A 26,280-nucleotide genomic window follows, 5' to 3' on the forward strand; every position below is an offset into this window, starting at 1 on the left:
TGATTACACGACTATACTGTAATGCCGTGTTGCAGCTTCATCTTTAGTTCATCCAGATCGATCACGGTACCGGTAATTCTCGCCTCTTCCGCGGCATAGGCCATCATATGGCTTTCAACGGACATGTCGATGGAGGATCTGCTGCTGAAGTCGGCATTCCCCAGATTCTCCAAAAAGTCGTTCATCAGACCAGTATCGCCGCCGTTATGTCCGCCGCTCACCGTTGCCGGCCGAATGACGGTTTGCTGAACAGGTTCTGCCATATTGGAGTTAAAGCGGGTGACTTCAATAACATTCAAACTGTCATCCCCGCGGATCTCCCCATGCTCGCACATGATTTTGAGCGTGCGGTACATTTTATTCGTAAATCCGCTCAAGTTAAACGTTGCCGTAACCCCGTTCTTAAACTCGATAATGGTCACCTGATGATCACACACATCATTGTCCATCCGATAAACGCAGCGTCCGTAAGGACTCGTTGCGAGCGCTTGGAGCAGTCCCTCTTCGCTTTGATCCGCCGAAATGACGGCAGCCGGCCATTGGCCCCTTACAGGCAAATAGGCTTTTCTTGCATCGAATCGGCAGTCCGCAGCTACCTTGCAGTCGAGGCATCGTTCCGCACTGCCTGCCGGTGCATTCTCCTCTTTGAAATACGTAAGGCTTCCGTACGAAGAGATTCGTTTCGCCCCGCTGTCCACAAGCCAGGATAGAATATCCATGTCGTGGCAGGACTTCTGCATGATGATCGGACTCGCCAGATCGCTTCTTCTCCAATTGCCTCTTACGAAAGAATGTGCCATATGGAAATTGCCGATGTTCTCGTTGTGCTGTATGGTCACGATCTTGCCGAGCTCATTGCTATCAATGATTTTCTTGATTTCCGCAAAGAAGTTCGTATATCTGAGCACATGGCATACAATCACTTTCCGGCCTGTTTCATTGGCTTTTCGTTGTATTCTCAAGCTTTCTTCAGGACTTGGTGAAATGGGCTTCTCGAGCAAAATATCATAACCAAGATCAAGCGCCTTCATTGTTTGCTCATAATGGTCCTTGTCCATGGAAGAGATGATGACGGCATCGCAAATTTTACCGAGTCGATAAAATTCATCTACGGATGCAAATTGTTTCTCCAGCGGAATCTGAAACTCATCCGCCGCTGCCTTTCTTCTGCCGACATCCGGCTCGATTACCGCCACAATTTCCTCACTTTGGTAAGCATGCCTTGAATAGATCATGCCTCTTTGTCCTGCACCAATTAATGCTAGTTTCAACTCCATAACCTCCAGCGAACTTGTATTTGTCCTAAACGATCTACTCCTGTTCTGGAACCACAGGATCTTCCAAGGGATAATACCCTTCCGGATAATAGGCATCCCAAATATTCATAAGCGGATCCTCATCGGATATTTCGACTTGTATCATGCCTGCCTCATAATACCCATCCTGCTGCGGATTCTGTATATGCAGGGGGATATACGACCGGTCTTCGAAATAGAGTGCTATACTCAGCGTATATTTACCCGGTGACATATCCATCAAGGGGACCATCTCGTTATGGACAAGGTCTCCGGTTAACCAGGAATGCGTGGCTGCGTGCAGGGGATACTCATAGGAAACCTCCCCCTGCTTTAACTGCACCCATAACTGAAACTCCCGATAAATTCTCGAACTGCCCGCGTTGACGAACCAGAATCGCAGCGGCAAGCTCCCACGGCTATATACCGTTTCCGGATAAGTCAGTCGGCGCAAAGTTAGATGATATCCAAGCCCTATATTCAGATTGGAGAGACCGGCGTGCCAGCGATACGCCTCGCGTCTTGTATGAGGACCGCAAACGTTATCAGTCACATGAAGGACCACCTGGTAACGCTTCCATACTTTCTGCAGCTTATGTATGGCAAAAGCTTCACAGCATTCGATCCAATTCTCCTCACCGCACTTCACCAGCAGGCCAAATCCGCGACTGCGTTCTCTTAAATGTTGAATCAATCTGTCATTCTGCAGTTCCGCTAGCAGCGTCTGCGTCTCAAACGACTCCATATAAGCGTTCCATTCTTCCTTACTGTCAGCTAAGGTTGATATCAGAACGGCTGTTAAGCGTCTGTCGGAGTCGATATAACTCCCGACTTTTCGGACCAAAGCCGCAAAACAATCAGGTGCGTAATCCGGAGCCCAGATCGGCAATTCCGGTACCAGGACTAGAATGGGGTTTTGGGCCGTACGCAGTGCTTCATGGATCGCTTCAAGTCTGTATTCTCCTCGAACCGGCTCAAGCGCTCTCCAGGAAAAGGAGACGTATTCGAATGGTCCCTGGCTTGCATCATGCTCGCTATTCGATAAGGGCTGCGGTCGGATTTTTACGGTTTTATACTTCTCGTAGTTTTCGAGCGAGTATTTCCCCATCCTCTTCTCTCCTTTGCAAATGGCTGTCAACGGTTCTATGGAATTGCTCGATATCTGCATCGGTTATATATGGCCGGCTGCCAATCTTATCGATATCTTCCCGCAATACAATCATGCTTAATGTGTTAAAACGGGCTCCCGTCTCCATGTACGCCGCTGCTGCTTTTTGCAGGGAGGTTGTATATTCGCCTGGGCTTCGGACCGGGTCTGCCTTCCAGTCCCCAAAGGCTTCAAAACGCAGCATGCCGTCCCCTTCCATGGTCGGATAATTATAGAATTGTCGTTGAACGAGGACGATATTGCTTTTTTCAGAGTCCAAGATAAGCGACAGCCTTGTATCATAGAGCCAGCTTGAGCTCCAGAAGCCCTTGATGAGTAACTCCGGAAAGTACTGGTCATAGAATGCAGCAGCCATCTCCATGGAACTCTTCAACCTGTCTGGTGTGTACCCGGGGCCAGATGGAATGTGAAGCGCTAACAACGTATCCCCTTTTTGAAGTACCGTCTCCCATTCCTTCTTAAGGATCGGCGTCGTTTCTCTTTCTACGAATCCCATGGGATTTATTCGATTAGCTATAACAAACTCGGCATTCTCGTGCCATTCTGAGGTGAAGTTTCCTTGAAGATCATATACATCATTGATGCCGTTCCGTTGTCCATCACTGCGGAATTCTTCGCCTGCGTGCCGAAGGGCAATAACCTCCTGCGTGTCCACATGACGGAACATGGTGAAAGGATCCTCAAATCGGTAGGGGATAAAATAAAACCGGTCTAACAGAAAGATGGAGCAGGTATAAAAATTCATCACCCATGGAAAATCATGAACCTTGGCATCGCCGTGCTCCACCAATTTTTCCAACTGAAGCTTCAGGGGCTGTTGAGGGATCTGCTCGTAGTAGGCTTTAGGTACGGAACGCGCCTCCAGTTTGTTCATGGAAGGAACAACGCAGGCCAGCAGCAAAAGAAAGGAGTATAATTCTCCGTATTGCTCCATGCATCCTGGTGTCATATTCGTATAATGAGTCTCATCACAGCGATTGCGCAAAGTGCACATATCATCTACCAAAAATTGGGTAAAATGAAATAGTACGGCATCCTTTTCTATCGCCTCAACCCCATGAACGAGCCATTGGCGGGTAGGTTCGGGAATTTGATACTGCTCAAAGATTCCAGACAAGAACTCCCTCGGAATGAGATGGGGCTTGCTATCCGGTTTATATCGATGATATTTAGCCTCCAACCCTTCAGGCAGGTAATCAAAGTTGCAGATTGCGATACACTCGTTAAATTTCAACAGACTCTCCACTTCCTTTTCTCCCCCGTTCAACTGTTAACTTGCCCATCGGATAATAGCCGTCCTTGTTCCCCTCGATCGCCAGCTGGATATTCCCGATTTCCTTAACTCCGGTTTCGATGCCGATCTCCAAATCATATTCGCCTTCGGACATATTACCGGGTAAACCGAAACATTCTTCCCAAACAATGTCTTCGTCCGGCAGCCACTCCCTAATATCCTCTCTGCTGCGCAGTGTATAGGTTTGATCATGGCCGGCAAGCCTCACGACTAGCGGATAGGGATTATAGATCGGGGCCACTCCTACATTAGCCCACAACGCACTGATTGTTAGCTGACCTCCCGCATTCACCATCGAATCGTACGTGAACTTCCTCAATTCAAAGCGGTATCCCATCTTGTTCAGCCAAGCCTTGACCTTCTCTTTCCATGGTTCGGGGACTACCGTTCCTTTGTTGTTAAAGGAAGAAATGTGCCACTTCAGCGTTTCTTGAATGATATAATCCATATCCCAGCCCTGAAGATACCAATCATTCATGTGCCAGCATGCTTCAAATAGAATCGGAGCCTTCTCCCAGGCATCTCCCATGTTGAAATTCTGAATATTCTGGGGATAGAAATCCGTCATATGAGACCACTGTTTTCCATGAAAACCGCCCATATCACCCAAGCAATCGACGCGAAAGCCCACTTTGGCTTTGCGCTCCTTCATGATGCTGATCGACAGGGGATCATGCAGCAGAGCTTGGAGAGGGGTTATTTTAAACCCATCCAAGTAAGCATCTGTAATGCGCTTAATGGCCTCCGGCTTTAAAAACTCCGTTCCGCCGCCTTCTCCCCAGGCCCCTACAATCGTCAAATCAATCGAGCTTATGACCGGGTGTCCGTCAAACCGTGCGGCAAACGCCTTGATAAAGTCAGACCAATACAACACATAGGGTGTGGTCTCAGGGTCTACCCTCCAGAACGGAAAGTCGGGCTCCTCCGGATGTTCCGCACGATACCAAGCTGGTATATCATCTTCTTCGCTTAACGCGTATGGGGAACAGCGAACCACGGCCGTACAGCCTAGCGATTTGGCGTAGTCCAGCTTTTCCTCAAGAACTTCCCAGCTGTACTCCCCTTGGCGAACTTCCAAGTCCCGCCAGCGCGTGCTGCAGAAATACACTTTACTGTCGGGATGATTGTACGTTCTGCTGTCTTCCGTGAACTTATACTTCTTCTGCTCTTCCCCTCGGTTGTCACAGATCCGATCCGGGTCCCCCATTAACCCCGGTGCTGCTATAAAACCAATGCCTGGGTTGTTTAGGATGTCTTCTAAAATCTTGGGGTAAACCGTTACAGCTTTGTTCATGTTCTAATCAGCCCCCCGCCGCCTGCTCAAACGGTTATTTTGTTACGTTAATGTTACGTAACAAAACAGTGTAAACACATGTGTTGTTTCGTGACTTCATGTTATATCATCCATGCATATCCTTGCAATAATAATTTTAGATTTTTAAAAAAATTCTAGTAACATTGCACGACAGGAACATGTTATGATTGATTTTAATCATGAATGACTGTAAACTTAGAACGTAACGGAATAACGCAACAAACTAACGCAACAAAACAACCAACAGGTCCATCATTGTTTACCATGTGACATTCCTATAAACTCTAAATGGTGACTATTCGTAACTAAAAAGGAGAATGTGTTTATTTATGAGTACCATTCGGGATGTTGCTAAATTAGCAAATGTATCTACTGCCACCGTATCCAGAGTGTTAAACAATGATACGAAATATAAAATTACGGACGAAACCCGGGAACGAGTTTGGCAGGCGGTTACGCAGCTGAACTATAAAATCACTTCAAGTCCCAAGCGAAAAGTTTCAACCAAGGATCATTCCGAGAGCAAGTCGCATATCAAAATCGGTTGTGTACTAAGCGTAACAAAAGATAAATACAACGATCCTTATTTCATGTCGATCTTATCCGGTGTGGAAGAGCGATTGCTGAGTGCGGGATATAACATTTCCTTCATCCGGACTGGAATCGAGCTGGATGATAGCAAGATCTTATTCAATACATTCAGCGAACCGATTACCGGTCTGATTCTTATGGAATCGTTGAACAGTGAAACCTATGAGTATATACGCAAGCAGGTCCCTTATATCGTGGGGATTGATACCGAGCGCGGGGATATCGATAATGTCGGCTATGATCATTACAATGTTGCTTCGATGGCCGTCAGCCACCTCATTGAAAAAGGCCACACCCAGATTGGTTACATCGGGGGAAGCGGATTAACGAATAACCTGAAAGACAGCCGCCGTTACCGAGGCTACTACGCCACCATGCATGCTGCCGGAATGTCGGTGAATCCCGATTGGGTTATTGATTGCATGTGGGATGAAGCGGTCTGCATTGAACAAATAAATCATTTATGTAAGACCAAAAATTGCCCGACCGCCTTCTTTGCAGGCAGCGATCTAATGGCCATGGCTGCCCTCAACGGCTTGTATAACAACGGCATTGCCGTTCCTACTGAAGTGGCTGTCATGGGTCTATCCAATATCGAGGTGTCCAAGTATTCCAATCCGCCTCTATCAACGATCGATGTACCGACAAAAGAAATCGGTATGGTTGCCGTCGACAACCTGATTGACAGAATGAACGGAAATCAACTACTGCCCAAGAAGGTGATTTTGCCTACCCGTTTGGTCGTACGCAGTTCCACTTAAAGGGACTATGAAGTTGAAATGAATATATTCATCAACGCATTACACATGAAGGCACCTGACACGGTGCTCTTTTTTTCATGGTGGATGTTGGAAGTAAGGAAATTACATAGGAAAGGAGGTGAGAGGTTCAGATTCGGTAGAGTGAATCCATTGTTACAAAGACGTTTGGACTTGCTACTCTATGATACCAATCATTCTGTGAGGAGGTTTTGACATGAAAGCATGGGGTATTAACATGAAAATGACGTTCGCTATTTTTATTATGACGGCTGTTCTCCTTACCTTGCTCCCTTATCCCCTCTTTATTTCGACTGCTGAAGCGGCTTCTATCGTTGTGGATGGTAATCCGAGTGACTGGGAAGGGATTCCGGCGCTTGCCACGAATTCGGGAACCGCTGGTGTCTTAAAGGCTTCCCACGATGACAAGAATCTTTATCTGCTTGTGGAAGGCTCAAGCCTTAGCACTACCATGGGAAGCTTCTGGCTGAATACGGACAAGAATGCTTCGACCGGGTATCAAGCCTACGGATGGGGGGCGACCGGAATTGAATGGCTCCTCGAAAATCAATCGCTTTACCGCTACGCCGGAAATGGAAGCAGCTGGAATTGGGATTGGTCTTCCTCCCTCCCTTCTTCTCAATACGTGCGTTCCTCATCTGTGATCGAAGCAGCGATCCCTCTTTCTACGCTTGGACTTGCTGCAGGCAGCAGCGTGAGCATTGGTTATCTGGATAACAATTCGGATATCCATCGCCTGCCAGCGCAGAACCAGCCGCTTCCCATTTATACCTTACAAGCACAAAATCCGGGAGGAAACATGATCGAATTTTACCCAGCCGAGCTGAATGATCCGCTCAATAACCCGTTTAAGGGTTGGGCTCCTTCAGCGAAATCAACCAATTACCCGCAGGACCACCGTCTCGTGTATGCCGGTGTCACCTGGAAGGAGTTAGAGCCAACCAAAGGCAACTATGATTTCAGTGCAATTGAAGCATCCAATCATTTCGACGATTGGCAGAGCCGCGGAGTCAAGGTGGTGCTGCGCTTTATTCTGGACAGTCCTTCCGGCGTGCCTCACCGGGATATTCCCGATTGGCTGTACAACGACATGGCCAGTTTGGGACAATCTCCAGGTAAAGCCTACCAAGATGAAACCGGTGGTATGGGAGCCGGCAACAACACGGGCTTCTCCCCGAATTACAGTTCCGAGTATTTGATCGCCAGACACAAGCTTGCCATTGAGGCGATTGCGGAGCATTACAACACGGCCGATAGCCCGATTGCTTTTGTGCAAATCGGTTCGCTGGGCCATTGGGCGGAATTCCACACCTGGCCTTACATCGGACCGAACGGGGAAAGCAACTATACAGGCGCGTTTCCTCCGAACCCAATATCCAACCAATACATTCAGCACTATATTGATGCTTTTGCCGATCAGGAGCATCATACGCAGCTATTGATCAGACGGAGCGTGGAATTGGCCAAGAATAATAACAAGGGTCTGATTCTAGGAATGTATAATGACGTGTTCGGAGATCAGCCGAGCTTCGATTCCGAATGGGGATGGTATACTGGCACACAGAACGGTTATTGGGATGATATCGGCCAGCAGCAGCCAAACCATGCCAACTTCTGGGACACTCGCGTCTCTGGCGGCGAATTTTACGGGGGTGCCTATGGTATGAATGCTGCGCTCACGACAGGCAGCGGCTTTAATGAGACGCTGCGGCAGACCGAGCTTAGCAAACCGAGCTGGCTTGGACCGAATTCTCCAGCTTCCTTGGCGCTAGGCACTCCGTTGCAAGGCAATATGGATACGCTGAAGAAACGAATGGGCTATCACTTTGTATTGAAGAAAGTTGCATATCCACAAGAAAATAGCGGAAGTGCGTTAAATGTATCCGTCGCTGTGGAAAATAAGGGAGTTCAACACTTCCCGTTCAATTGGCCTGTTGAAGTGCAGCTGCGCAGCGGAGGCCATGTCGTGGCACGTCAATCCACATCGGCGGACTTAAGAACCTGGAGGACTGGTTTGCATACAGTCTCAGGCTCTATCTCCACAAACACGCTGCCAAACGGTACCTATGAGCTGGCCATAGCGATTCTTAATCCGTCCACGAACCAACCCGGGGTTGATTTTGCTAATACGGAGCGCCTTTCGGACGGAGCTTATAAGATCGGTACATGGACTAAATAATGAAAGCCGCGGGCTGATCCGAAACGATGAACAACAGCTATCGGGAATATCCCGATAGCTGTTGTTCACCTAAGATGCCAATAAAATCATCCCCTAGCTGAGTTTTCGACAGGTCAGGTAACCGCATTTCGATTGTGCAGCTTTGTTGTGGAAGAGTCGGCGAGGCAATTTCCGCTAAGCCTCATACTCCAAAGCCTCATAATCCCCCTCTTCTTTCAATTCCGTCCGTTTCTCCGCATATTCCGTCACCATTCACCACCCTAACTGGTAATACTCCCCTTTGTTTTCCTCGGCCCATGCTATAATGGACTCACCATTTAAAGCATACGGAACAGGGGCGACTTTTTAATGAATTCTCCTAAAACAGTACTGATCATTGAAGATGAACAGGATATCTCGCGCATTGTGAATGACTATTTGCGTGTTCAGGGATTCAGCGCGTTCATCACGGAAAATGCCGGCGACGGATTGCAGGCGGTCCGCCAACGGCAGCCGGATTTTATCATTCTCGATCTGACGTTGCCTGACGCTGACGGGATTGAAGTGTGCCGCAAGCTCCGTACATTGACGGCTGCGCCCATTCTAATTTTGAGCGCCCGCAGCAGCGACACGGACAAAGTGCTTGCCCTGGGTTTTGGCGCCGATGATTACATGACCAAGCCCTTCTCGCTCAGTGAACTGGTCGCTCGCGTCCAGGCACATTTGCGCAGAATGGCAGATCCGAAACTCCCGGTATCCCCACAGCAGCGCTTGCAATTTGGCGCCCTGTCGATTGATAAAAATGCCCGCAAGGTCATGGCCGGACAGCTGGAAATTTCTTTATCCGCCAAAGAATTTGATTTGCTATACTTTTTGGCCTCCAACCCTAATCAAGTGTTTACCAAATCGCAGCTGCTGGATCATGTGTGGGGGTATTCGGCTTATGTCGAGGATAATACGATCACGGTCTACATTCGGCGGCTCCGTGAGAAATTGGAACGAACCGAAATCAAGTCCTCCTATATTAAAACCGTGTGGGGCGTCGGATATAAATTCAACCCCGATGAAACGGAGTAGCCTCTATGGACTGGAAAACTTGGTATGCTAGACGACTCTGGGCAGCTGGTCTATCCATCATTACAGTGATACTATCTGTCGTTTGGCTTACTCTTATTGGACCTTCGAACCAGCTGGCTCCGTCAACTATTGTGAAGCAAATTCGCGTACTGACGAATCCGATCGTCCATACCTTGGAAAATGAGCATGCGGAATTACTGCTCACCGACGCTCCGATCCGGCGGCAATTAACCGTCTGGAGTCAGGAGACGCGGGGCGGCCTCAAGGTTGTGCTTCCTGATGGAACGTTGATCTATGATAGCGAAAATTCATCGAAGCGCCCAATCAATCCGCGCTTTGAACTAGACTATACGCTGCGAATTTCTGACAGCGAACCGCCCCACTATCATCTCGCTTTTCCGCTGCGGGATGCGGGCACCAAAGCCTTTGTAGGTTACGCTCAATTTGCGGTCCCGGCATCTGCCTTGGCCGCAGTAATGCCCTCCTCCGACTCCTTTATTTATGTGCCATGGATCATGCTTTCTCTGGCACTTTTGACGCTGCTTTATTTATTCTTCTCCATCGGACGCCGGGTGCAGCATGACCTGGTGCAGCCTGTTGCCGGACTCAAGCCTTATGCGGAAGCTATATTGAGAGGTGACTATGAGCAGCGTGCCGAATGGACAAGCAATAATGAGGTCGGGGAGCTCTATGCCGTATTTGATCTCATGCGTGAAGAGATTCGTAATTTACATATCCAGCAAGCTGCACACAGCCAGTCGCATAAAGAACTCATATCCAATCTGTCTCATGACTTGAAAACTCCGCTGGCGACAATCAAAGCGTATATTGAAGCAATTCGCGAAGGGATTTGCCCTGATCTGCCAAGTGTGATGACTTATCTTGAAGTTGTGCACGCAAATACGAGTAAGATGGCCGTGCTCGTAGACGATTTGCTGCTGCACGCACTGCGTGATCTGGAACAGATTGCTGTACATCCGATTGAGCAGTACAGCGCTCCAACGCTGGAGCCTATCTTCAACGTGATGGGCCATTATATCCGAACAATGGGCGTACGCTGCGAAGAGCCTGCTGTGATTCCTAACGTGCTTGTCCGAATCGATGCTGTACGGATCGAGCAAGTCATTGCCAATCTCGTCACGAACGCACTGAAGCATACCAAAACCGGGGATACAATTCGCCTCGCTGTCGAAGAACACTCGGAAACATCCTGCCTGCAGATCATCGTCTCCGATACAGGCAGCGGGATTTCCCCGCGTGATATGCCTTTTATTTTTGAACGGTACTACCAGGGTAACGTTTTACAACGAACTGCCGGCCAACTGGCCGAGGGCCACGGGGTCGGACTGGGATTGTCGATTTGCAAATATATTATGGAAGCGCATGGCGGTACGATCTCTTTTCACAGTCAACAGCAGCAGGGAACGACCTTCTGCTTAATTCTGCCCCTTTAGCTGACTCCTGTCATACTTTATTTATAATTTGATAACAAATGCGCAAGATTCGTCCTCTATACTTTGATGGCAGTGGGAGATAAAGAGAGGAGATCACAATATGCCTTCAAGCAACACCGTCATGCTGCAAGCCAGTAATTTATGCAAAACATACACCACCGGCAAGGAGCAATACCATGCCATCCGCAATGTCGATCTGTCCATTTATGAAGGAGACTTTACCGTCATCATGGGCGATTCGGGGTCGGGTAAGTCCACCTTGCTGTACTTGCTCAGCGGACTTGATGATGTGACAGCCGGAGAAGTCTGTCTGCAGGGACAGCGCCTTGATCAATTTTCAGCCAAGGAGCTTGCACGCTTTCGGGCGAATCAGATCGGCTTTATCTATCAAAACAGCAACCTTGTACCGGATCTGTCGCTATTTGATAACATTGCCCTCCCTGGATATATCGCTAATCAGGACAAGGAGCAAGTACGACAACGGGCACATGACTTAATGGTCAATCTGTCCCTCGATAAACAGAGCAACCGGCTGCCTTCCCAAGTATCCGGAGGACAGCAGCAGCGGGCGGCAATCGCCAGGGCGCTCATCAATAACCCGGACATCATCTTCGCCGATGAGCCTACCGGCAGCCTGAACTACGAGCAAGGCGTTACGGTGCTTGATATATTGAGCCAGATGCACGCGGAAGGTCAATCGATTGTCATGGTCACCCACGACATGAAGGCAGCCTGCCGCGGCAATCGCCTCATCTATATTCGAGATGGCAAGATCGGGGGCACGCTGGATATGGGACCCTACAGTCCAGAGCAAGCCTCCGAGCGGGAAGCGATGATCTTTGCTTATGTCACCGGGAGGAGGTAGTCTGGGATGCGAGCCATATTAACACTCTGCTGGGGCAACCTGCGCAAAAGAAAAATGCAAAACACGCTGATCGCATTGCTTATTGCCCTATCTGCCCTACTAGTCAGCACCGCATTTACGGTCTTGATGAATACGGAAAATGTATTCAACGATCGCCATACGGCTGCTCAGGGTGCCCATGAAGTCATCAATATGACCCGCGGGTTGCATGACAAACAAATGGTAGCCGATTGGTGGTCAAGCCAAGACGGAGTAACCGCATCCAGCTTAGTCCCTTATAAGCCATGGACGGGACTGGTCTATAACGGAAAAGAATTGCCCAATCTTTATCTGTATATGATCAATACGCCTCCGATGCCGCATGGGGTCAACAATCCTCTTCCCGGTACAGGCCCTGAGCATCTGACCGTTCCGGAAGCCGGCGAGATCTGGATACCCACCTCGCTTGCCTACAAATACAACATGCACATCGGTGATGAATTGACGTTCACCTCAGGGACTGCACCAGTACATTTCACGATTGGCGCCATTGTCATCGACTTATCCCATGGCGGTCCTTTCTCGACCACTGCCCGCATCTGGATGAACGATGCCGACTACCGGTCAACCATCGGTAGCTTGTCCACTCCGGAGCAATACATGTTATCGCTTCGCTATGCGTATCCCGAACAAAGCGGGGAGTACTGGCAGCGCTTTGAGCAGGCGCTCGGATCGCCGTTTTTGGAGGAACGCGTTTCGTTTGCCGAATTGTCGGCCTTTTACTTTATCATGAACAAGGTGATCGGCTTTGTCATGAGTTTCCTCGGGCTGATCATGATCCTCGTCGCTTTGCTTACGATCGGCTTTACGATCACGGACACGATCCTTGCCAATTATCGCACCATCGGCATTCTCAAATCGATCGGCATGACTTCCGAACGCATCATCGGTACCTACTTGCTGCAATACGGTTTAATGGCGATTGTCGCCTTGGTCCCAGCACTGATTGCAAGTCGTCTCCTTTCAGATGTCATCATCCAGAATTCCCTGTCTTTTCTCAAATCCGATACAGCACCTGTTCCCGTACAAGCAGCAGATGTTGCGATCTGGACCGGCTGCGGCCTGCTGCTCATCATCCTTCTATGCGTCCTTGTTTATGCTGCTAAGACACGCCATATTGAGCCCATTCAAGCGATCCGTTACGGCATGTCGGAATCCTCGCATAGTCGTACCCATCTGCATGGTGCCCGCATAAGACTACTGGACCGATGGTCCGTACCCACGGTCATCGGCTGGAAGCATGTGAGCGGCAACAAAAAAAGCGCAGCACTGATCTTTCTGCTAATGAGCATCACGGTGGCTGTGCTCGTCTTTGGCGCCGTGCTAGTAACCAGTGTCTATCGCATTGGTGAAACGTCGGCCCAGTGGGGTTATGACGATGCGGATATCGCCATTATGGTTATCCATGCGGAAGGTATGGATCGGGGAGAAATGCAAGCCTATATCCAAAACGACCCTCGGGTTCTCAGTCTAAACTGGTCTGGGGCCGCCACCGGCGTCATCGCGGATGTCGAAGGGGATAGCGATCATCAACAGACGTTTAGCCTCCCTTTGACGGTCGTGGAAGGCAGCATGGACGAGATGGGATTTGCCTCGCTTGCGGGCCGTAATCCTGCACTGCCTAATGAAGTTTCTATCGGAATCAATATTGCGCGTAAGTTGGACAAAGATATCGGCGACATACTCACGATCTACATTGAAGGAAAACCGCAGCAATTGCTGATCACCGGCACCTTTCAGTCTATTTCCAATTTGTCGAACGTCGCCAGGGTCACCTCGGACCTTGTGGAGCAGTTGCATCCGGACGCCGGGTTTATTCAGCTGAAGAGCAAAACCGATAGCGATGCGCTTGTACAGCAGTTGAACGAGCGTTACGGCCCTTCCATCCAAGCGCTGAAGCAGGAAGTGCTGCTCGATTCCGTATTCAAAGAAGCTGCGGCGGTTTTGCTCATTCCGATGAGTATGCTGGCTCTTCTGTTCATGGCTGTCACTTGTCTTATTGTTTATACGACTTGCCGTCTGCATATTCGTAAGGAAACGAAAACATATGGCATCTATGCCTCGCTCGGCCTGACAGCAACCGATATCCGTCGTGCCTTGACAAGTGGCATTGCCGGACTGGCTGCGCTTGGTGCACTTGTTGGCATCGCTTGCGGTGTCTACGCATTGCCAGCCGTGCTGCGCGGTCTGCTCTCTACCTACGGTATTGTCAAGCTGCCACTCATCATGGAATGGCCGCTGGCCATTGGGCTGGCTCTGATCGCGCTTGCTATTGCCGTCAGCGGCTGCTGGTTGGCTTCACGAATCCTCCGCCGCACCTCCCTTCGGGTGTTGGTAATGGATTCATGAGGACAGTCCACGAGCAAAAAAAGATGACCTCCAAATTTCGGAGGTCATCTTTTTTTGTTTCTTGCCTTAGTAAATCTTAATCCGTTTGTTTCACCGCCCAAGTAGATATCTTCTTATGAAGAAGATCTACTTTCTTTTGATATATTCCTCTTGGTTTTTTAATTGCATGTAACGAACAATCAGCTTGTCCAACGACTGTGAAATGGCGACAACATCTTGATGCACCAATTCGAAACTGCTGGCCACTCGCTCAAGTTCTCTTCGTAGAAGTTCGAGTTTTTTTGCTACTTGTTCGAGCTCACTCTCGATAGAAATCATCTTGTTCACCCACCCCCGTCGTAACAAGTGATTGATGACCGTTGCCACAGTTCCTCGGACAAACTTTTTCAAACCATAAGAATTGAAGCTCTCATCTTATCGATAACGCGAATCAGCTTAAAGCTACAGCTACAGCTACAGCTACAGCTACTTATCATTATAAAATTCGACGTAAATAAAAAAAATACCCAGAATTGGGTAATCTTTGTCTTAAGAATTTTTATGACGGTTATGTAAATTTTTTAAGAAATGCTCCTTTATGGTTGACTCTCGTTTTTGCATATATCTTTTTAATAAAAGTACGAACCGTACTTTGACTAATACCATAAATATCAGCAATTTCAGGTACATTTTTATTCTCCAGCCACCCATATGCTATTTCTTTCTCTCGATTCGTTAATTCATATTGGTGAAAGTGAGAATAGATCAGCTCCCTTTGCAGAATGGGATCCTTTTGAGGTAACTTTTCTTCAATATTCTTGGCCAAGTGTTCAATGAGTGGTATGGCAAATGTAACCTCGTGTAAATAATGAAAACTAAGGCCAAGGTAGCCTATGATCACATTTTCTATTCGAAGGGGAGTACAAACACACGCCAATTCTGAAAACAAGCGATTACTATGCTCGGCCCCAACTACGACAGAAAGCGTTTGTTGTTCCATGGATAATGAAATGGCATTATTTCCTGCGTCTTCCCTTGCCAATGAGGTCCCACTTTTCATATTATTTCTCTCGAGAAAACTTTTTAACGAACCTGTTCCGCAATAATCGATGACGGTTCCATCCATATCTGTTATAACAAATAAATAGGGTATAGACAGCAAATCGTTCATATTCCTTGTTTCCTCTTGGAGCAAATAAAGAATTTCTTTCCGTTCAATCAACCTTTCTTTTATTTCAGTCATACTGAGGATATTAGGAAAATGATTGTTTGCTTCTACCAGTGTTCTTTGACCCATTATTTTCCCTTCTTCCCTTGTAAGAATAAGCGATTAATAATGGAATCGATCTCCTGTTCATCGCCGCGGCTGCATTCGGCAGCTCCTAGCGAAAAATAAAAAAACCCCATCCATTATGATAACCACAACAAAACAGACGGAGGCTTCCGTCGTATTCGGTAACTGGCTGGCATCGCGGTCTTAAGTAGCTCCACATTAGCCCCTGTAGCTTTGCGTCGCCACTTTTCAGTGGGTTTGCTATTATCGTACTACGAAGTGTGAATTTGTCGAATATTCAAACATGATATGACATATTCAAACTATAACTTACATTGTTTTTCATTTAATATAGGCCGCACGACCCAAATTTCCATATTTCTGTTATATTTGTCAATCACTCTTATGTCCGTACACAGAATCACTTTTTGCGCCAAGCAGGTTCATAGATCGACTTAGGAGGAGGAAACTGATGAATCCAGTTAATGATCCGGGTCGATATCCACTGGCATACAACTGCAAGGATAATAATTTTCCAATCGATCACATAGGCAGTGAAGGCGAATATGATTCCATTCATCCAGAACAATGAGGTACCGGGGTTGATTCTTTTATACTTATAAATGGCTAAGGCAACATAACCGATTCCCCCGTTCGATACCCTCTGCTTTATGAGGATGGCGACACCTGTTCCGAGAATAACCGAGCCGAATAAAAGATCGATCCATAGGTTGCCAAACGGGGGTTCTAAGAACACCTCGAAGAAATTAACGGAAACGGACGTCACCGTAATAACAAATACGGTCCCGAAGGCACTGACACCGTCAAGATAAGGGACTGTAAAGGCGAGGAAAATAAAATTGGCTAACCACAGTCCGAGACTCATTGGGAGCTCAAACACATGGTTCAGAAGAACCGCGATCCCTGCTCCTCCCCCCGAAGGAATGGCGTGAGGAAACAAGAACATTGCCATGGCAAAACCTTGAATGATGGAGCCGGCGGTAATGAAGAAGAGTTTCTTGGAAATACGACGAAAGAAAAAGGGGCTCTTTCGCCCGGGCATGATCTGTAAATTCACACGGAATCATCCTTCATAGATTAGAGTAACAAGCCAGTCCTGCTTGTTTAGTGTATGCTTGTTCCCTGAAGGGGATTACCGGGATCGGTCTCTTCAACGAAAATATGTATAGGCTGACTCTGGAGATATCCATAGACAGCCTTCTAGTAATTATCATTCTCTTGGTTTGGTCTATGTTTAAATCACGTAACAAAATCCATCCGTATGTTTCTCTCTCACTCCGAGTTCAAACGTATCTTGACGAAGTCCCCGGCGCATCGTTTCAAGGGAAAGCACTTCGGTGGGTTGGATATTCCCCAAATGTACATTAGATCCCAATTTGCGGAGAAGCATCGCTTGCTGCTCCTTAAGAGGTGCCTCCCAAATCAGCTTTCTTGCATCCGACACGTAGTCGACGATAGTATTTATCATTTCTTCCTGGCACTCGCCATGCTTATCGAAAATACCGATACCCCGTCCTGACTCGCGCGCTTCAACGATGATATACTCGGCACCTACGTCTAAATCCGCTTCCATCGTATACGCGAGCATTTCGGCTTCGATGCGGGAACCGGATTGCTTTTTACCATACTCCGTAAAAACCCGAAGTCCGCGTTGTTTACCTTCCCGGATGAGCTCCGTTCGTTTTTTTCGCGACATCTCAATCGTGCCGTCAGATACTTCTATAGCGTTAAATCCAAGACGGCAAACGGTATTAAAAAATGCGGGGACGACATCTTGCTGCACGGCTATCTCAAGCAAGGTTCCGCCGGGCATGACGGTGATTCCATGTTGTTTGGCTAGATTGATCTTATATAGCAGCATTTCCGTTTTATACAGCGGAGCCGTCCCAAAACCGAATTTGACGCAATCGATGTAATCCGAGGCTGTCTCGATCACATCTGAAAACATGTTTCTACCCAAGCCTTTATCAATAACCATCGTCATCCCGCGTTCCATGACCCCGTAGGTGTCGTGGTCTTTTTTGCCATGCTCGGGATTTTCGCGCAGCCCGCTCGGATCACATATCTCCATGGGCCAAACTGTTCGCAGGGAACTGTTCATTTTAGGATCTCCTCAATTCTTTTTGATGTAGTCGTTTAATCCAATGACATTGGCATAATATGCTCATGCCCATTGACAGGTGCTCATCTTTTACAATAAGCGATTTGTCTGGTCATCCGATCTGCCGAGGCGGCTTAATCAAAAAGAAGACGAATCCTAAAGCAACCAAAGATAGTGAAGACACGGTTATGAAAACAACATGATCCGATTTGTCCATCATCCACCCGAATAAGGGAGGCCCTGCTGCAACCCCCAAAAATCGCAAGCTATTGTAAAGGGACGTAATCATTCCCCGCTCGCTTTTCTCAACAGCGCCGGTGATCATTGTATTTAAGCAAGGAAGAAGCATTCCGGTTCCAATGCAGCTGACTGTCAGCAACCCGATAAACACATAAATGTTGTTAAAAAAGAAAAGCGTAGCCGCCAGAGAAAGGGTCATGGCAATCAGCCCGATATTCATCAGCCAACGGATCAGCAGGCCCTTTTTCTTGATCAAGCTTCCAGTTGTATAGGAGGTGATCACCATCCCGAGTAATGGAATGGCCAATATCAAGCCCTTCTTGACCCCGTCGATGTGGTACGGCTTGTCTTCAAGAATGTTGGATAAATAGAATAGTACGCCAAACAAAATGAACAACCCCAGTGATCCGGCAAAAAAAGCAGTGATGAGCCAGCGGCCTTTTTCTTTGAAGATGCCTTTGATTTTCCCAAGGTATTTCCCTAGTTCTTGCTTTGAAGATTGTTTCGATTCTTTGATCATAAAAATGACGGCCAACAACGATAACGCACAGAACACGGGAAATGCGAAAAAGGAAGCATACCACACGATCAGCATAAGCAGGGAACCGATGATCGGGCTGAGTACCTTCCCTGCGCCATTGGAGGCTTCGATTAAGCCCAGTGCTTTGCTTTCGGTCCCGCCATCGTATAAATCGCCAACGAGCGCCATGGCAATCGGTGCTGTTCCGGCGGCCGCTAGCCCCTGAATCGCCCTCGCAGAGATAATCACCGCAAATGAGTTCCAAATGGCGCCGAATCCTGCCAGAATACCGGCAGCTCCATATATGATCAAGGCGGGTATAATAATAATTTTTCGTCCATATCGATCGGACAAATAACCAATAATCGGAATAAACAAGCCTGCTGCCAAGGAGAAAATTGTGATGATCAAGCTGCTTTGAAATTTACTGATACCAAGCTCCCTTTGCATTTCTGGAAGCCCCGGGACTAGCATGGAATTGCCGAAAACGAGTACGATCGGGATCGTCGCTAGTGCGATAAATTCCCACAATTGACCCTTTGAGCTGTTAGAAGACTTTGATTTTCCGGAAGATTCGCTGTCTTTTGTCTCCGCGGAGTCGGTCTGCAGGTCGATATCGCTATTAAAGCTAATATTCAGTTTTCGCTTTTTGGTCTTTTCCATGGTATCGCTCCTCGGACTTGAAGTTCGTTTATAGTAGGCCATTTATTAGTACATGCTTCCTAATTATCACCACATCCGAATTTAATATTCCTTCATTGCTGCGGAATCCTTGGAGGATTTGAGCACTCCTTGGATTTGGGTAAATATACTGTTACTAAAATAGCCCAAGTATGACGGGTGAAAGGGGTTTGCTGCATGCCGATACGGATTATCCAAGGACATCATCATACATTGGAAGCATCACACATCAATGTTGTAATTGATGTTATAAGGGCTTTTACCGTAGCGCACTATGCCTTTATCAATGGGGTTCAGGGTATCATTCTGGCAGGAACTCTGGACGATGCCTTGCGTCTAAAGAAAATCGATCCTGACTTTTTATTAGCGGGAGAGATACAGGGGCTGCCGATTCCGGGGTTTGAACTGGACAATTCGCCTGTACGTTTACACAACCTGGATCTTCGGGAGAAATTTCTGATCCAGAAAACAACCAATGGGGTTACAGCAACCCTAAACGCATTGAGTACCGAGCACCTATTCGTTACCGGGTTCACCAATGCAAGAACAACAGCAGAGTTTATAAAGAGGAACTTATTAAAAAAAGACGACGACATGATTATTAATTTAATTGCTTCGCATCCGTCAGGGGATGATGATCTGGCCTGCGCACAATATATATCGGAGATTCTCCAAGACACTAACCGTATATCTGCCGAGGAAACCATTGAACGGATTCGAAAGTCAGAAGCGGCCGAGAAATTTTACGATAATGAAAAACCGGAATTTTTACAGGAGGATATTTCGTTTTGCATCCAAGAGCTCCCTTCCGATTTTGTAATGAAAGTGAATCTTAATAAAAGTAATCCGTTGATTGAAAGGTTCCAGGTGGGGGCTTTAATCCCTGATCATGAGGGGTATCACTTGTGAATTTCTGATCCGTCATCATAAGGGTATAATTTACATTGATAAAAGAACGAATGTTCGCATATAATACAAACAAACGTTCCCGTCAATGAGGTGGTTAATGATGTTGAGTATTGGGTTGAAACCAGATGAAACCCAACTGGTGAAGGATTATATTTTATTACCCCTTTTACTTGATGTGTTAGAGCATGATCGTTCGATCCTATGCAGAGCAGATTTAAAGACCCCCGAGCTAACGAATGCGATCATCGACCATTTGCAGGCAGCCGCATTATCCGATTTAGCTCAGGCTCGTAAAAAAATGCGTGAATATGCCATTAAGGTGTACGAGGATCGAAAAACAAAGCTGGGCATTGAGGTTGAATTCATCTGTAGAGGGTATCATCACAAGCTGTCCATACTATGGGGGCTAATTGAGGCGGAGATCGAGCAAAGATCGTACACCTACCTTGGGCTACAAATTGCAGATAAGGGGAGTCTGTTGTGAAATCATCTAGCCGAGTCATCATGTTAGGGGATTGCCAGTCCTTTTATGCATCTGTTGAGAAAGCTGACCATCCCGAGTATACAGGCCGCCCTTTGGTAGTTGCAGGGGATCCGGAAAGACGTTCAGGCATCGTGCTGGCTGCTTGTCCGCTTGCTAAAGAAAAAGGAATAACGACGGCAGAGAGATTAGGGGAAGCACTGTCAAAGTGCCCGGATCTCGTCGTCATTAAACCTAGGATGCAGAAGTATATTGACGTTTCGATGCAAATCACGGAGATATACAAGAGTTATACCGATTTGGTTGAGCCTTACAGTATCGATGAGCAATTTTTAGACGTTACCGGTTCACTGCATCTGTTCGGCACACCCGATGAGTTAGCCACAACCATTCAGCGTCATGTCCTGGATGCTACGGGTGTTTACGCTCGCTTCGGCATCGGTGAAACCAAAATCCTGGCTAAAACCGCCTGTGACAACTACGCCAAGAAAAATCCGTCCGGCATCTACACATTGTCCAAGGACTCGCTTGCGGATACCCTTTGGAAACTGCCCGTTAGCTGTATGTTTATGGCCGGCAGCAAGATGACCCGCCACTTTAACGTCATGGGGCTGCCCACGATCGGCAGCTTGGCTCAGACGCCTCTTGCTAAATTGAAGCAGATGATGCGCCGTAAATTCGGTAAAAATTCCGATATCTCCGCCGAGATGTACTGGCGAATTGCCAACGGAATCGATGATAGCCCGGTAAGACCAGGCACTCACCAAGTTGACCCTAAATCGGTTGGACACATGATGACCCTCCCTCGGGATTATACCAAGCTGGAAGAAATCAAGGTCGTGCTGCTTGAGCTGACCGAGTTGGTTTGCCAGCGATGCCGCGGTCTTGGTTTTATGGGGCATGTTGTGTCGGTCGGTTGTATGGGAGCAGACTTTGACCGCCCTACGGGATTTAGCCGACAGATGAAGATGGAGGATCCATCGAATATTACGAATCAGGTTTACCGCTGGGCATGCCGGCTGCTTGAAACGTATTGGGACGGCCTGCCGATTCGGCGGGTCGGTATTAGCTTGTCTCAGTTTTCCCCGGATACGGAATACCAAATGTCATTGTTTGATACCGGACGGGAGCGGTCGATGGCACTTGAACGGGTGACCGATGCCCTAAAAAATAAATACGGGAATTCGATTGTGATTAGAGCCGTATCCAAAACAGACGCAGGCCAAGCGCTGGATCGATCAGCCAAGATAGGAGGACACTATAAATGACAACACGAAAAAAGCTTGAGGGTAACGGACTGTGGGAATCCAGTCGGATGATGCTGCCGGAACACAAAGAAACCATCATTCGCAGGCAACTGGAAGAAGGCAGAAAAGACCGGCCGACGCTGGATCCCCAAGAAATGGAATTAATCGAGAGCGCGCTCGCCGAGTCATTTCATGAACACCGCATGATTACCGTGAGGCTGTTCGATGAATATGAGAACACGGAATTGACAGGAATTGTCGTGCTGATCCACACGTTTAGACGGGAAATCAAACTCTCCATGGCCGAAGAGGAATCGCGTTGGATTAAAATTGACGAGATCCTTTCAGCAGGATAAAGGCGGATAATAAAGCGGCCGTCCCATAAGTAGATTTAGTTGCTTGACGTACGGCTCTCATAAACAGAAAGTGTGTCAAATAAAGCCATGGCGGTGCTCAGGATGTTACTCCACACCGTTATGGCTTCTGTTTTGATCATTGGCCGCCTTCTTGAGCAAATTGGGATACTTCCTCCAAATCCATTGGCAGATAAAGTTGGTCGACCTGCACGGCATAGCGGAGAGGACGAATCGATTCTGGACAAGCGTCAGCGCTCGCCTTTGCCCCCACATTTCGTCCTTACTCAAAACCATTCCAAGAAATGTGGGGGCAACAGTTATCATGAACGAGACAGACTCCCCGTAATTGCAACATCTTAGGTTAATTTTGGGAATAATGGTGTAGTAGAAGCTAAACCAAAACCAAAATCAGAGCTAAATTGCAAAGGAGAGTCTGTACTATGAAGGATACCATAAAATACGTAGGCTTAGACGTGTCGAAGGAAAATATTGCTGTATCTGTAGCTGATCCAGGAAGAGAAGGCGCTCGGTATTTGGGCACGATTCCTCATACCGAGTATCACATCTTGAAAGTATTGAGGAAGTTAGGCCAACCCAATGAATTAAGCGTTTGTTACGAGGCAGGTCCAACAGGATATCCTTTAGTTCGTTTGCTAACTGCACATGGATATGACTGCATTGTTATCGCCCCATCACTTATGCCTAGTCGTCCAGGAGAACGGGTAAAAACGGATCGTAGGGATTCGATGCGTCTGGCACAATTACTTCGAGCAGGTGAATTAACACGTGTGCATGTACCTACTCCAGAGGAAGAAGCGCTTCGTGATTTGGTACGAATGCGTGAAGATGTTAAGGAAGATCGAGCTCGAATCCGGCAGCGGATCGGGAAGTTTCTCCTTCGTCATCAGATTGCACCTAAAGAGCCACTTCGCCGTTGGACGGCTAAATACCGGTTATGGTTAGGACGTATTCCATTCGAGTCCGCTTCTCAACGTTTGGTTCTGCAGGAAATGCTGCATCAGATGGATGAAAATGAAGAACGTCTGAAGCGTATGGAAGCAGCCATTCACGAAGAAGCCACGGAAGGGCACCACGCCCCCTTAATACAAGCCCTTCAAACCTTACGTGGAGTAGCTGAAACGACAGCAACAGGAATCGTAGCGGAAGTGTGTTCATTTACCCGGTTTGGTAATGCGAAGGCTTTCATGGGGTACACAGGTTTGGTGCCGAGGGAATACTCAAGTGGCCAAAGCCGATGGCAGGGAAACATTACGAAATCGGGGAATACCCACCTTCGTCGTTTATTGGTCGAATCCGCTTGGAGTTACCGCTATAAACCTGCGCTACAAGGAGAGTTAAAGAAACGTCAACAAGGAAAATCTCCTGAAATTCAGGCCATATCCTGGAAGGCACAGCATCGACTACATCGAAAATACACGAAAATGCTGTCAAAGGGTAAGCCTAGTGGCAAAGCAGTTGTGGCCGTGGCGCGTGAACTAAGTGGATTTATTTGGTCGATTGCCCGAGAACTTGAAGAGAAAGGGATAAATAGGTGATCACCATTCCTATTGGAATCTAGTCGTATTGTGAGAATTGTTGATTCAAGGTGATCCCGTTCCCCCAAAAACAGGTGGAAGATGAAAAACTGAGTTAGAAGGCAAAGGGAAAAGCCGTAAGAGAGAATCCACGTCCATCGCTATGTGCCATCCCTCCAAAGGAAACGACGCACGACAACAGTTCGTGGTGCACTCTCTGCAGACGGAGAGAAAACATGCGGTATACAAAACCCGCGGATATCAGACTGCTCACCGTTGATAGCTTTTGCCTTCTAGTTCAGTTTTTACACCCTCTCTTGTATAAAGGGGGATTGGGAAAACAAGGGAGTTACAAACTGCTATTTGACAGGTCTCGTTCATATCAGCGATGGGAGGAATGATTCGTACATGGAGCGTCTTCTAACAGCAAGAAGGGGGCCTGCCGCAAGATCTAAGATCTTTTGGGACAGCCCCTTTTTCTTTTGCCTACAGCCAATAAAATCTATCGAATCTAACGTTTGTTGACTATAGTATCAAGTTTGTTATCTGGAAGCAGCGAATCTTCCTCTTATACAATGAAACTACCAGGTGCACGACAAGCGAGATTACACCGTAAGGAGTGACAAACATGAGCTCGAAAGCCGAATCAGAAGATAAACGAAAGCGCTTACGAATACGCTGGCACAAGCAGGATACAGAACTTACCCTCTTGGCGCTGCCGACCACGATTTGGTACATCCTGTTTAGTTTCTTACCGATGTTCGGGATCATTATCGCCTTCAAAAATTTCAAGATTAGCGGCGGCTTCTTGAGCAATGTGTTTAACAGTCCATGGGTCGGCCTCAAAAACTTCGAATTTTTATTCAAATCGAATGACGCTTGGATCATTATTCGCAACACCATTGGATACAACATTGTGTTTATCGTACTGGGGATTGTTCTGCCCGTGCTATTCGCGATTATGATCGGACTCCTCCACAGCCGCAAAGCGAGCAAGGTCTACCAGACGATGATGTTCCTCCCCTATTTCCTATCCTGGGTAGTCGTATCTGCGGTAGGCTGGGCATTCTTAAGCTTCGATAAAGGGATTGTCAATCAAATGCTCGTCAATATGGGCAGCGATCCAATTAACTGGTATATGGAGCCGAAATATTGGCCATTGTTCTTGATTCTCTTAAATGTCTGGAAGGGCCTGGGCTATGGTATGGTCATTTATTTGGCAACCATCACGAGCATTGACAGCACCTATTATGAAGCAGCTGTTATTGATGGCGCATCGATTTGGCAGCAGACCAGATTTATTACACTGCCCATGCTCAAGCTGGTAATCGTCATGATGTTCATACTGGCCGTCGGGCGGATATTTTACACTGATTTCGGCTTGTTCTATCAGGTCACGCGAGATTCCAATTCGCTGTTCAACGTGGCAACCACCATCGATGTCATGGTGTATAAACAACTGAAAACCGCCACCGTAGGGATGGCATCCGCAGCCGCATTCGTACAGTCTGTTCTGGGATGCGCAACGATTCTGATCGCTAACTGGATTGTTCGCAGAATCGATCCGGATAGCGCGATGATGTAAGGAGGCAAGACGATGACACCGAAAACCACTTACGAGACAGGCCTTGAGAAGTTTAACCGCACAAACAAAGCCGTCAATCTGTTCTTCAACTTGATATTTATCATCTTGGCTCTGCTCTGCGTCATACCCGTAGTTGTTGTTCTGTCCATTTCCTTCTCCAGTGAGGAGTCCATCCGTGAGACCGGTTATCACCTGCTCCCGGTCGCTCTGTCGGCTGAGGCATACGTCTATATCGTTAAGCAGGGAACGATGATTCTGCGAGCGCTCGGGGTATCCGCCCTCGTTACCGTGGCCGGTACCGTGCTCGGCGTATTGCTTACCGCCTCCATGGGTTATGTGCTGTCTCGCCCAAACTACAAGCTCAGGGGCTTTCTGACCTGGGTGGTATTCATCCCCATGGTATTCAACGGCGGCTTGGTGTCCAGCTACTTCATTAATACCAATTTATTAGGACTTAAGGATAGCATCTGGGCACTTATTCTACCGCTGGCTGTTTCATCGTTCAACGTGATTATATGTAAAACCTTCTTCAAGAGCACGATTCCCGATGGGCTGATCGAATCTGCTGAAATCGATGGTGCCAGCCAGCTGCGAATCTTCTTCTCTATCATCCTGCCGATCTCGCTGCCGGTCATCGCAACCATCGGACTGTTTCTCTGCTTTGCTTACTGGAATGACTGGTTCCAATCGATGCTGTATATCGACAACCAGAACCTGTATTCCCTGCAAGCACTGCTCAACAGCTTAATGAGTAATGTAGACGCACTCGCGAAAAATGCAGCAAGTATGGGCGTCAGCTACGCCATGCTCGTTGCCACGATGCCGAAGGAATCAGCCCGTATGGCTGTCGCCATTCTCATCGTGCTGCCGGTAGCATTTGCCTACCCTTTCTTCCAGAAGTATTTTATTTCCGGATTGACGGTCGGCGCCGTGAAAGGCTAAAGACGAAATAAGCCAAGATAAAACCT

At 47.6% G+C, this 26,280-nt stretch carries 22 protein-coding genes and 1 riboswitch; of the genes, 13 read left to right on the forward strand and 9 right to left on the reverse strand.

The window, feature by feature from the left end; translation table 11 throughout:
• Window positions 1-11: 11 nt before the first annotated feature.
• The 4 genes from MKY48_RS25200 to MKY48_RS25215 are packed head-to-tail and all read right to left on the reverse strand — an operon-like array spanning window position 12 to window position 5,051.
• Window positions 12-1,271 carry a Gfo/Idh/MocA family oxidoreductase gene (locus MKY48_RS25200; RefSeq protein WP_076324240.1) on the reverse strand — a complete coding sequence of 420 codons (1,260 nt, stop codon included), beginning with the start codon at window positions 1,269-1,271 and terminating at the stop codon, window positions 12-14.
• 40 nt (window positions 1,272-1,311) lie between these two features.
• On the reverse strand, window positions 1,312-2,403 hold the full coding sequence (locus tag MKY48_RS25205) for a DUF4832 domain-containing protein (RefSeq protein WP_339291511.1): 1,092 nt from the start codon (window positions 2,401-2,403) through the stop codon (window positions 1,312-1,314).
• Window positions 2,366-3,709 (reverse strand): acyltransferase domain-containing protein, encoded by a 1,344-nt coding sequence (locus MKY48_RS25210; RefSeq protein ID WP_339291513.1) that lies wholly within the window; start codon window positions 3,707-3,709, stop codon window positions 2,366-2,368. The genes MKY48_RS25205 and MKY48_RS25210 overlap by 38 nt, the downstream gene beginning before the upstream one ends.
• Entirely contained in the window at window positions 3,687-5,051 is a 1,365-nt protein-coding gene (locus tag MKY48_RS25215; RefSeq protein WP_339291515.1) for a DUF4832 domain-containing protein, read from the reverse strand. Before MKY48_RS25215 ends, MKY48_RS25210 begins: the two co-directional genes overlap by 23 nt.
• Window positions 5,052-5,401: 350 nt before the next feature.
• On the opposite strand from MKY48_RS25215, the gene MKY48_RS25220 reads away from it, so the two are divergent.
• The 6 genes from MKY48_RS25220 to MKY48_RS25245 all read left to right on the forward strand — a co-directional run bounded on the left by MKY48_RS25220 (window position 5,402) and on the right by MKY48_RS25245 (window position 14,384).
• Window positions 5,402-6,424 carry a LacI family DNA-binding transcriptional regulator gene (locus tag MKY48_RS25220; protein ID WP_339291517.1) on the forward strand — a complete coding sequence of 341 codons (1,023 nt, stop codon included), beginning with the start codon at window positions 5,402-5,404 and terminating at the stop codon, window positions 6,422-6,424.
• A gap of 214 nt (window positions 6,425-6,638) precedes the next feature.
• A complete protein-coding gene (locus MKY48_RS25225; protein ID WP_339291518.1) occupies window positions 6,639-8,621 on the forward strand; it encodes a DUF4832 domain-containing protein in 1,983 nt (660 codons plus the stop codon).
• Window positions 8,622-8,969: 348 nt separating this feature from the next.
• Window positions 8,970-9,677, forward strand: a complete 708-nt coding sequence (locus MKY48_RS25230) for a response regulator transcription factor (protein ID WP_339267130.1) — start codon at window positions 8,970-8,972, stop codon at window positions 9,675-9,677.
• A gap of 5 nt (window positions 9,678-9,682) precedes the next feature.
• Window positions 9,683-11,131, forward strand: a complete 1,449-nt coding sequence (locus MKY48_RS25235; RefSeq protein ID WP_339291520.1) for a HAMP domain-containing sensor histidine kinase — start codon at window positions 9,683-9,685, stop codon at window positions 11,129-11,131.
• Between the two features lie 100 nt (window positions 11,132-11,231).
• Window positions 11,232-11,996 (forward strand): ABC transporter ATP-binding protein, encoded by a 765-nt coding sequence (locus MKY48_RS25240; protein ID WP_339291522.1) that lies wholly within the window; start codon window positions 11,232-11,234, stop codon window positions 11,994-11,996.
• Window positions 11,997-12,002: 6 nt separating this feature from the next.
• Window positions 12,003-14,384 (forward strand): FtsX-like permease family protein, encoded by a 2,382-nt coding sequence (locus MKY48_RS25245; RefSeq protein ID WP_339291524.1) that lies wholly within the window; start codon window positions 12,003-12,005, stop codon window positions 14,382-14,384.
• Between the two features lie 126 nt (window positions 14,385-14,510).
• Here the strand turns inward: MKY48_RS25245 and MKY48_RS25250 are convergent, their stop codons facing one another.
• From MKY48_RS25250 to MKY48_RS25270, 5 genes are all read right to left on the reverse strand, one after another.
• Complete coding sequence (locus tag MKY48_RS25250) at window positions 14,511-14,702, reverse strand: Spo0E family sporulation regulatory protein-aspartic acid phosphatase (RefSeq protein WP_339267137.1); 192 nt, start codon at window positions 14,700-14,702, stop codon at window positions 14,511-14,513.
• 229 nt (window positions 14,703-14,931) lie between these two features.
• Entirely contained in the window at window positions 14,932-15,660 is a 729-nt protein-coding gene (locus MKY48_RS25255; RefSeq protein WP_339267139.1) for a LuxR C-terminal-related transcriptional regulator, read from the reverse strand.
• 154 nt (window positions 15,661-15,814) lie between these two features.
• A riboswitch (cyclic di-GMP riboswitch) is annotated at window positions 15,815-15,909 on the reverse strand.
• Window positions 15,910-16,057: 148 nt separating this feature from the next.
• A complete protein-coding gene (locus tag MKY48_RS25260; protein ID WP_339293558.1) occupies window positions 16,058-16,699 on the reverse strand; it encodes a YitT family protein in 642 nt (213 codons plus the stop codon).
• Window positions 16,700-16,891: 192 nt separating this feature from the next.
• Window positions 16,892-17,758 (reverse strand): phosphosulfolactate synthase, encoded by an 867-nt coding sequence (locus MKY48_RS25265; RefSeq protein WP_339291526.1) that lies wholly within the window; start codon window positions 17,756-17,758, stop codon window positions 16,892-16,894.
• A 112-nt stretch (window positions 17,759-17,870) separates the two neighbouring features.
• On the reverse strand, window positions 17,871-19,181 hold the full coding sequence (locus MKY48_RS25270; RefSeq protein ID WP_339267141.1) for an MFS transporter: 1,311 nt from the start codon (window positions 19,179-19,181) through the stop codon (window positions 17,871-17,873).
• A 195-nt stretch (window positions 19,182-19,376) separates the two neighbouring features.
• Between MKY48_RS25270 and MKY48_RS25275 the strand changes: the two genes are divergently transcribed.
• From MKY48_RS25275 to MKY48_RS25305, 7 genes are all read left to right on the forward strand, one after another.
• Window positions 19,377-20,108, forward strand: coding sequence for a 2-phosphosulfolactate phosphatase (locus tag MKY48_RS25275; protein ID WP_339291527.1), 732 nt, complete (start codon window positions 19,377-19,379; stop codon window positions 20,106-20,108).
• A 100-nt stretch (window positions 20,109-20,208) separates the two neighbouring features.
• Window positions 20,209-20,592 carry a hypothetical protein gene (locus MKY48_RS25280; protein WP_339291529.1) on the forward strand — a complete coding sequence of 128 codons (384 nt, stop codon included), beginning with the start codon at window positions 20,209-20,211 and terminating at the stop codon, window positions 20,590-20,592.
• Entirely contained in the window at window positions 20,589-21,857 is a 1,269-nt protein-coding gene (locus MKY48_RS25285; protein WP_339291531.1) for a DNA polymerase IV, read from the forward strand. Before MKY48_RS25280 ends, MKY48_RS25285 begins: the two co-directional genes overlap by 4 nt.
• A complete protein-coding gene (locus tag MKY48_RS25290) occupies window positions 21,854-22,192 on the forward strand; it encodes a YolD-like family protein (RefSeq protein WP_215159859.1) in 339 nt (112 codons plus the stop codon). Before MKY48_RS25285 ends, MKY48_RS25290 begins: the two co-directional genes overlap by 4 nt.
• A 440-nt stretch (window positions 22,193-22,632) precedes the next feature.
• Window positions 22,633-23,748, forward strand: a complete 1,116-nt coding sequence (locus MKY48_RS25295; protein WP_339291533.1) for an IS110 family transposase — start codon at window positions 22,633-22,635, stop codon at window positions 23,746-23,748.
• Between the two features lie 607 nt (window positions 23,749-24,355).
• Window positions 24,356-25,312, forward strand: coding sequence for an ABC transporter permease subunit (locus MKY48_RS25300; protein ID WP_339291534.1), 957 nt, complete (start codon window positions 24,356-24,358; stop codon window positions 25,310-25,312).
• Window positions 25,313-25,324: 12 nt separating this feature from the next.
• On the forward strand, window positions 25,325-26,254 hold the full coding sequence (locus MKY48_RS25305) for a carbohydrate ABC transporter permease (protein WP_076324259.1): 930 nt from the start codon (window positions 25,325-25,327) through the stop codon (window positions 26,252-26,254).
• The last annotated feature ends 26 nt before the right edge of the window (window positions 26,255-26,280 follow it).

The sequence above is a fragment of the Paenibacillus sp. FSL W8-0187 genome (genome assembly GCF_037969755.1).
GTDB lineage: Bacteria > Bacillota > Bacilli > Paenibacillales > Paenibacillaceae > Paenibacillus_AQ.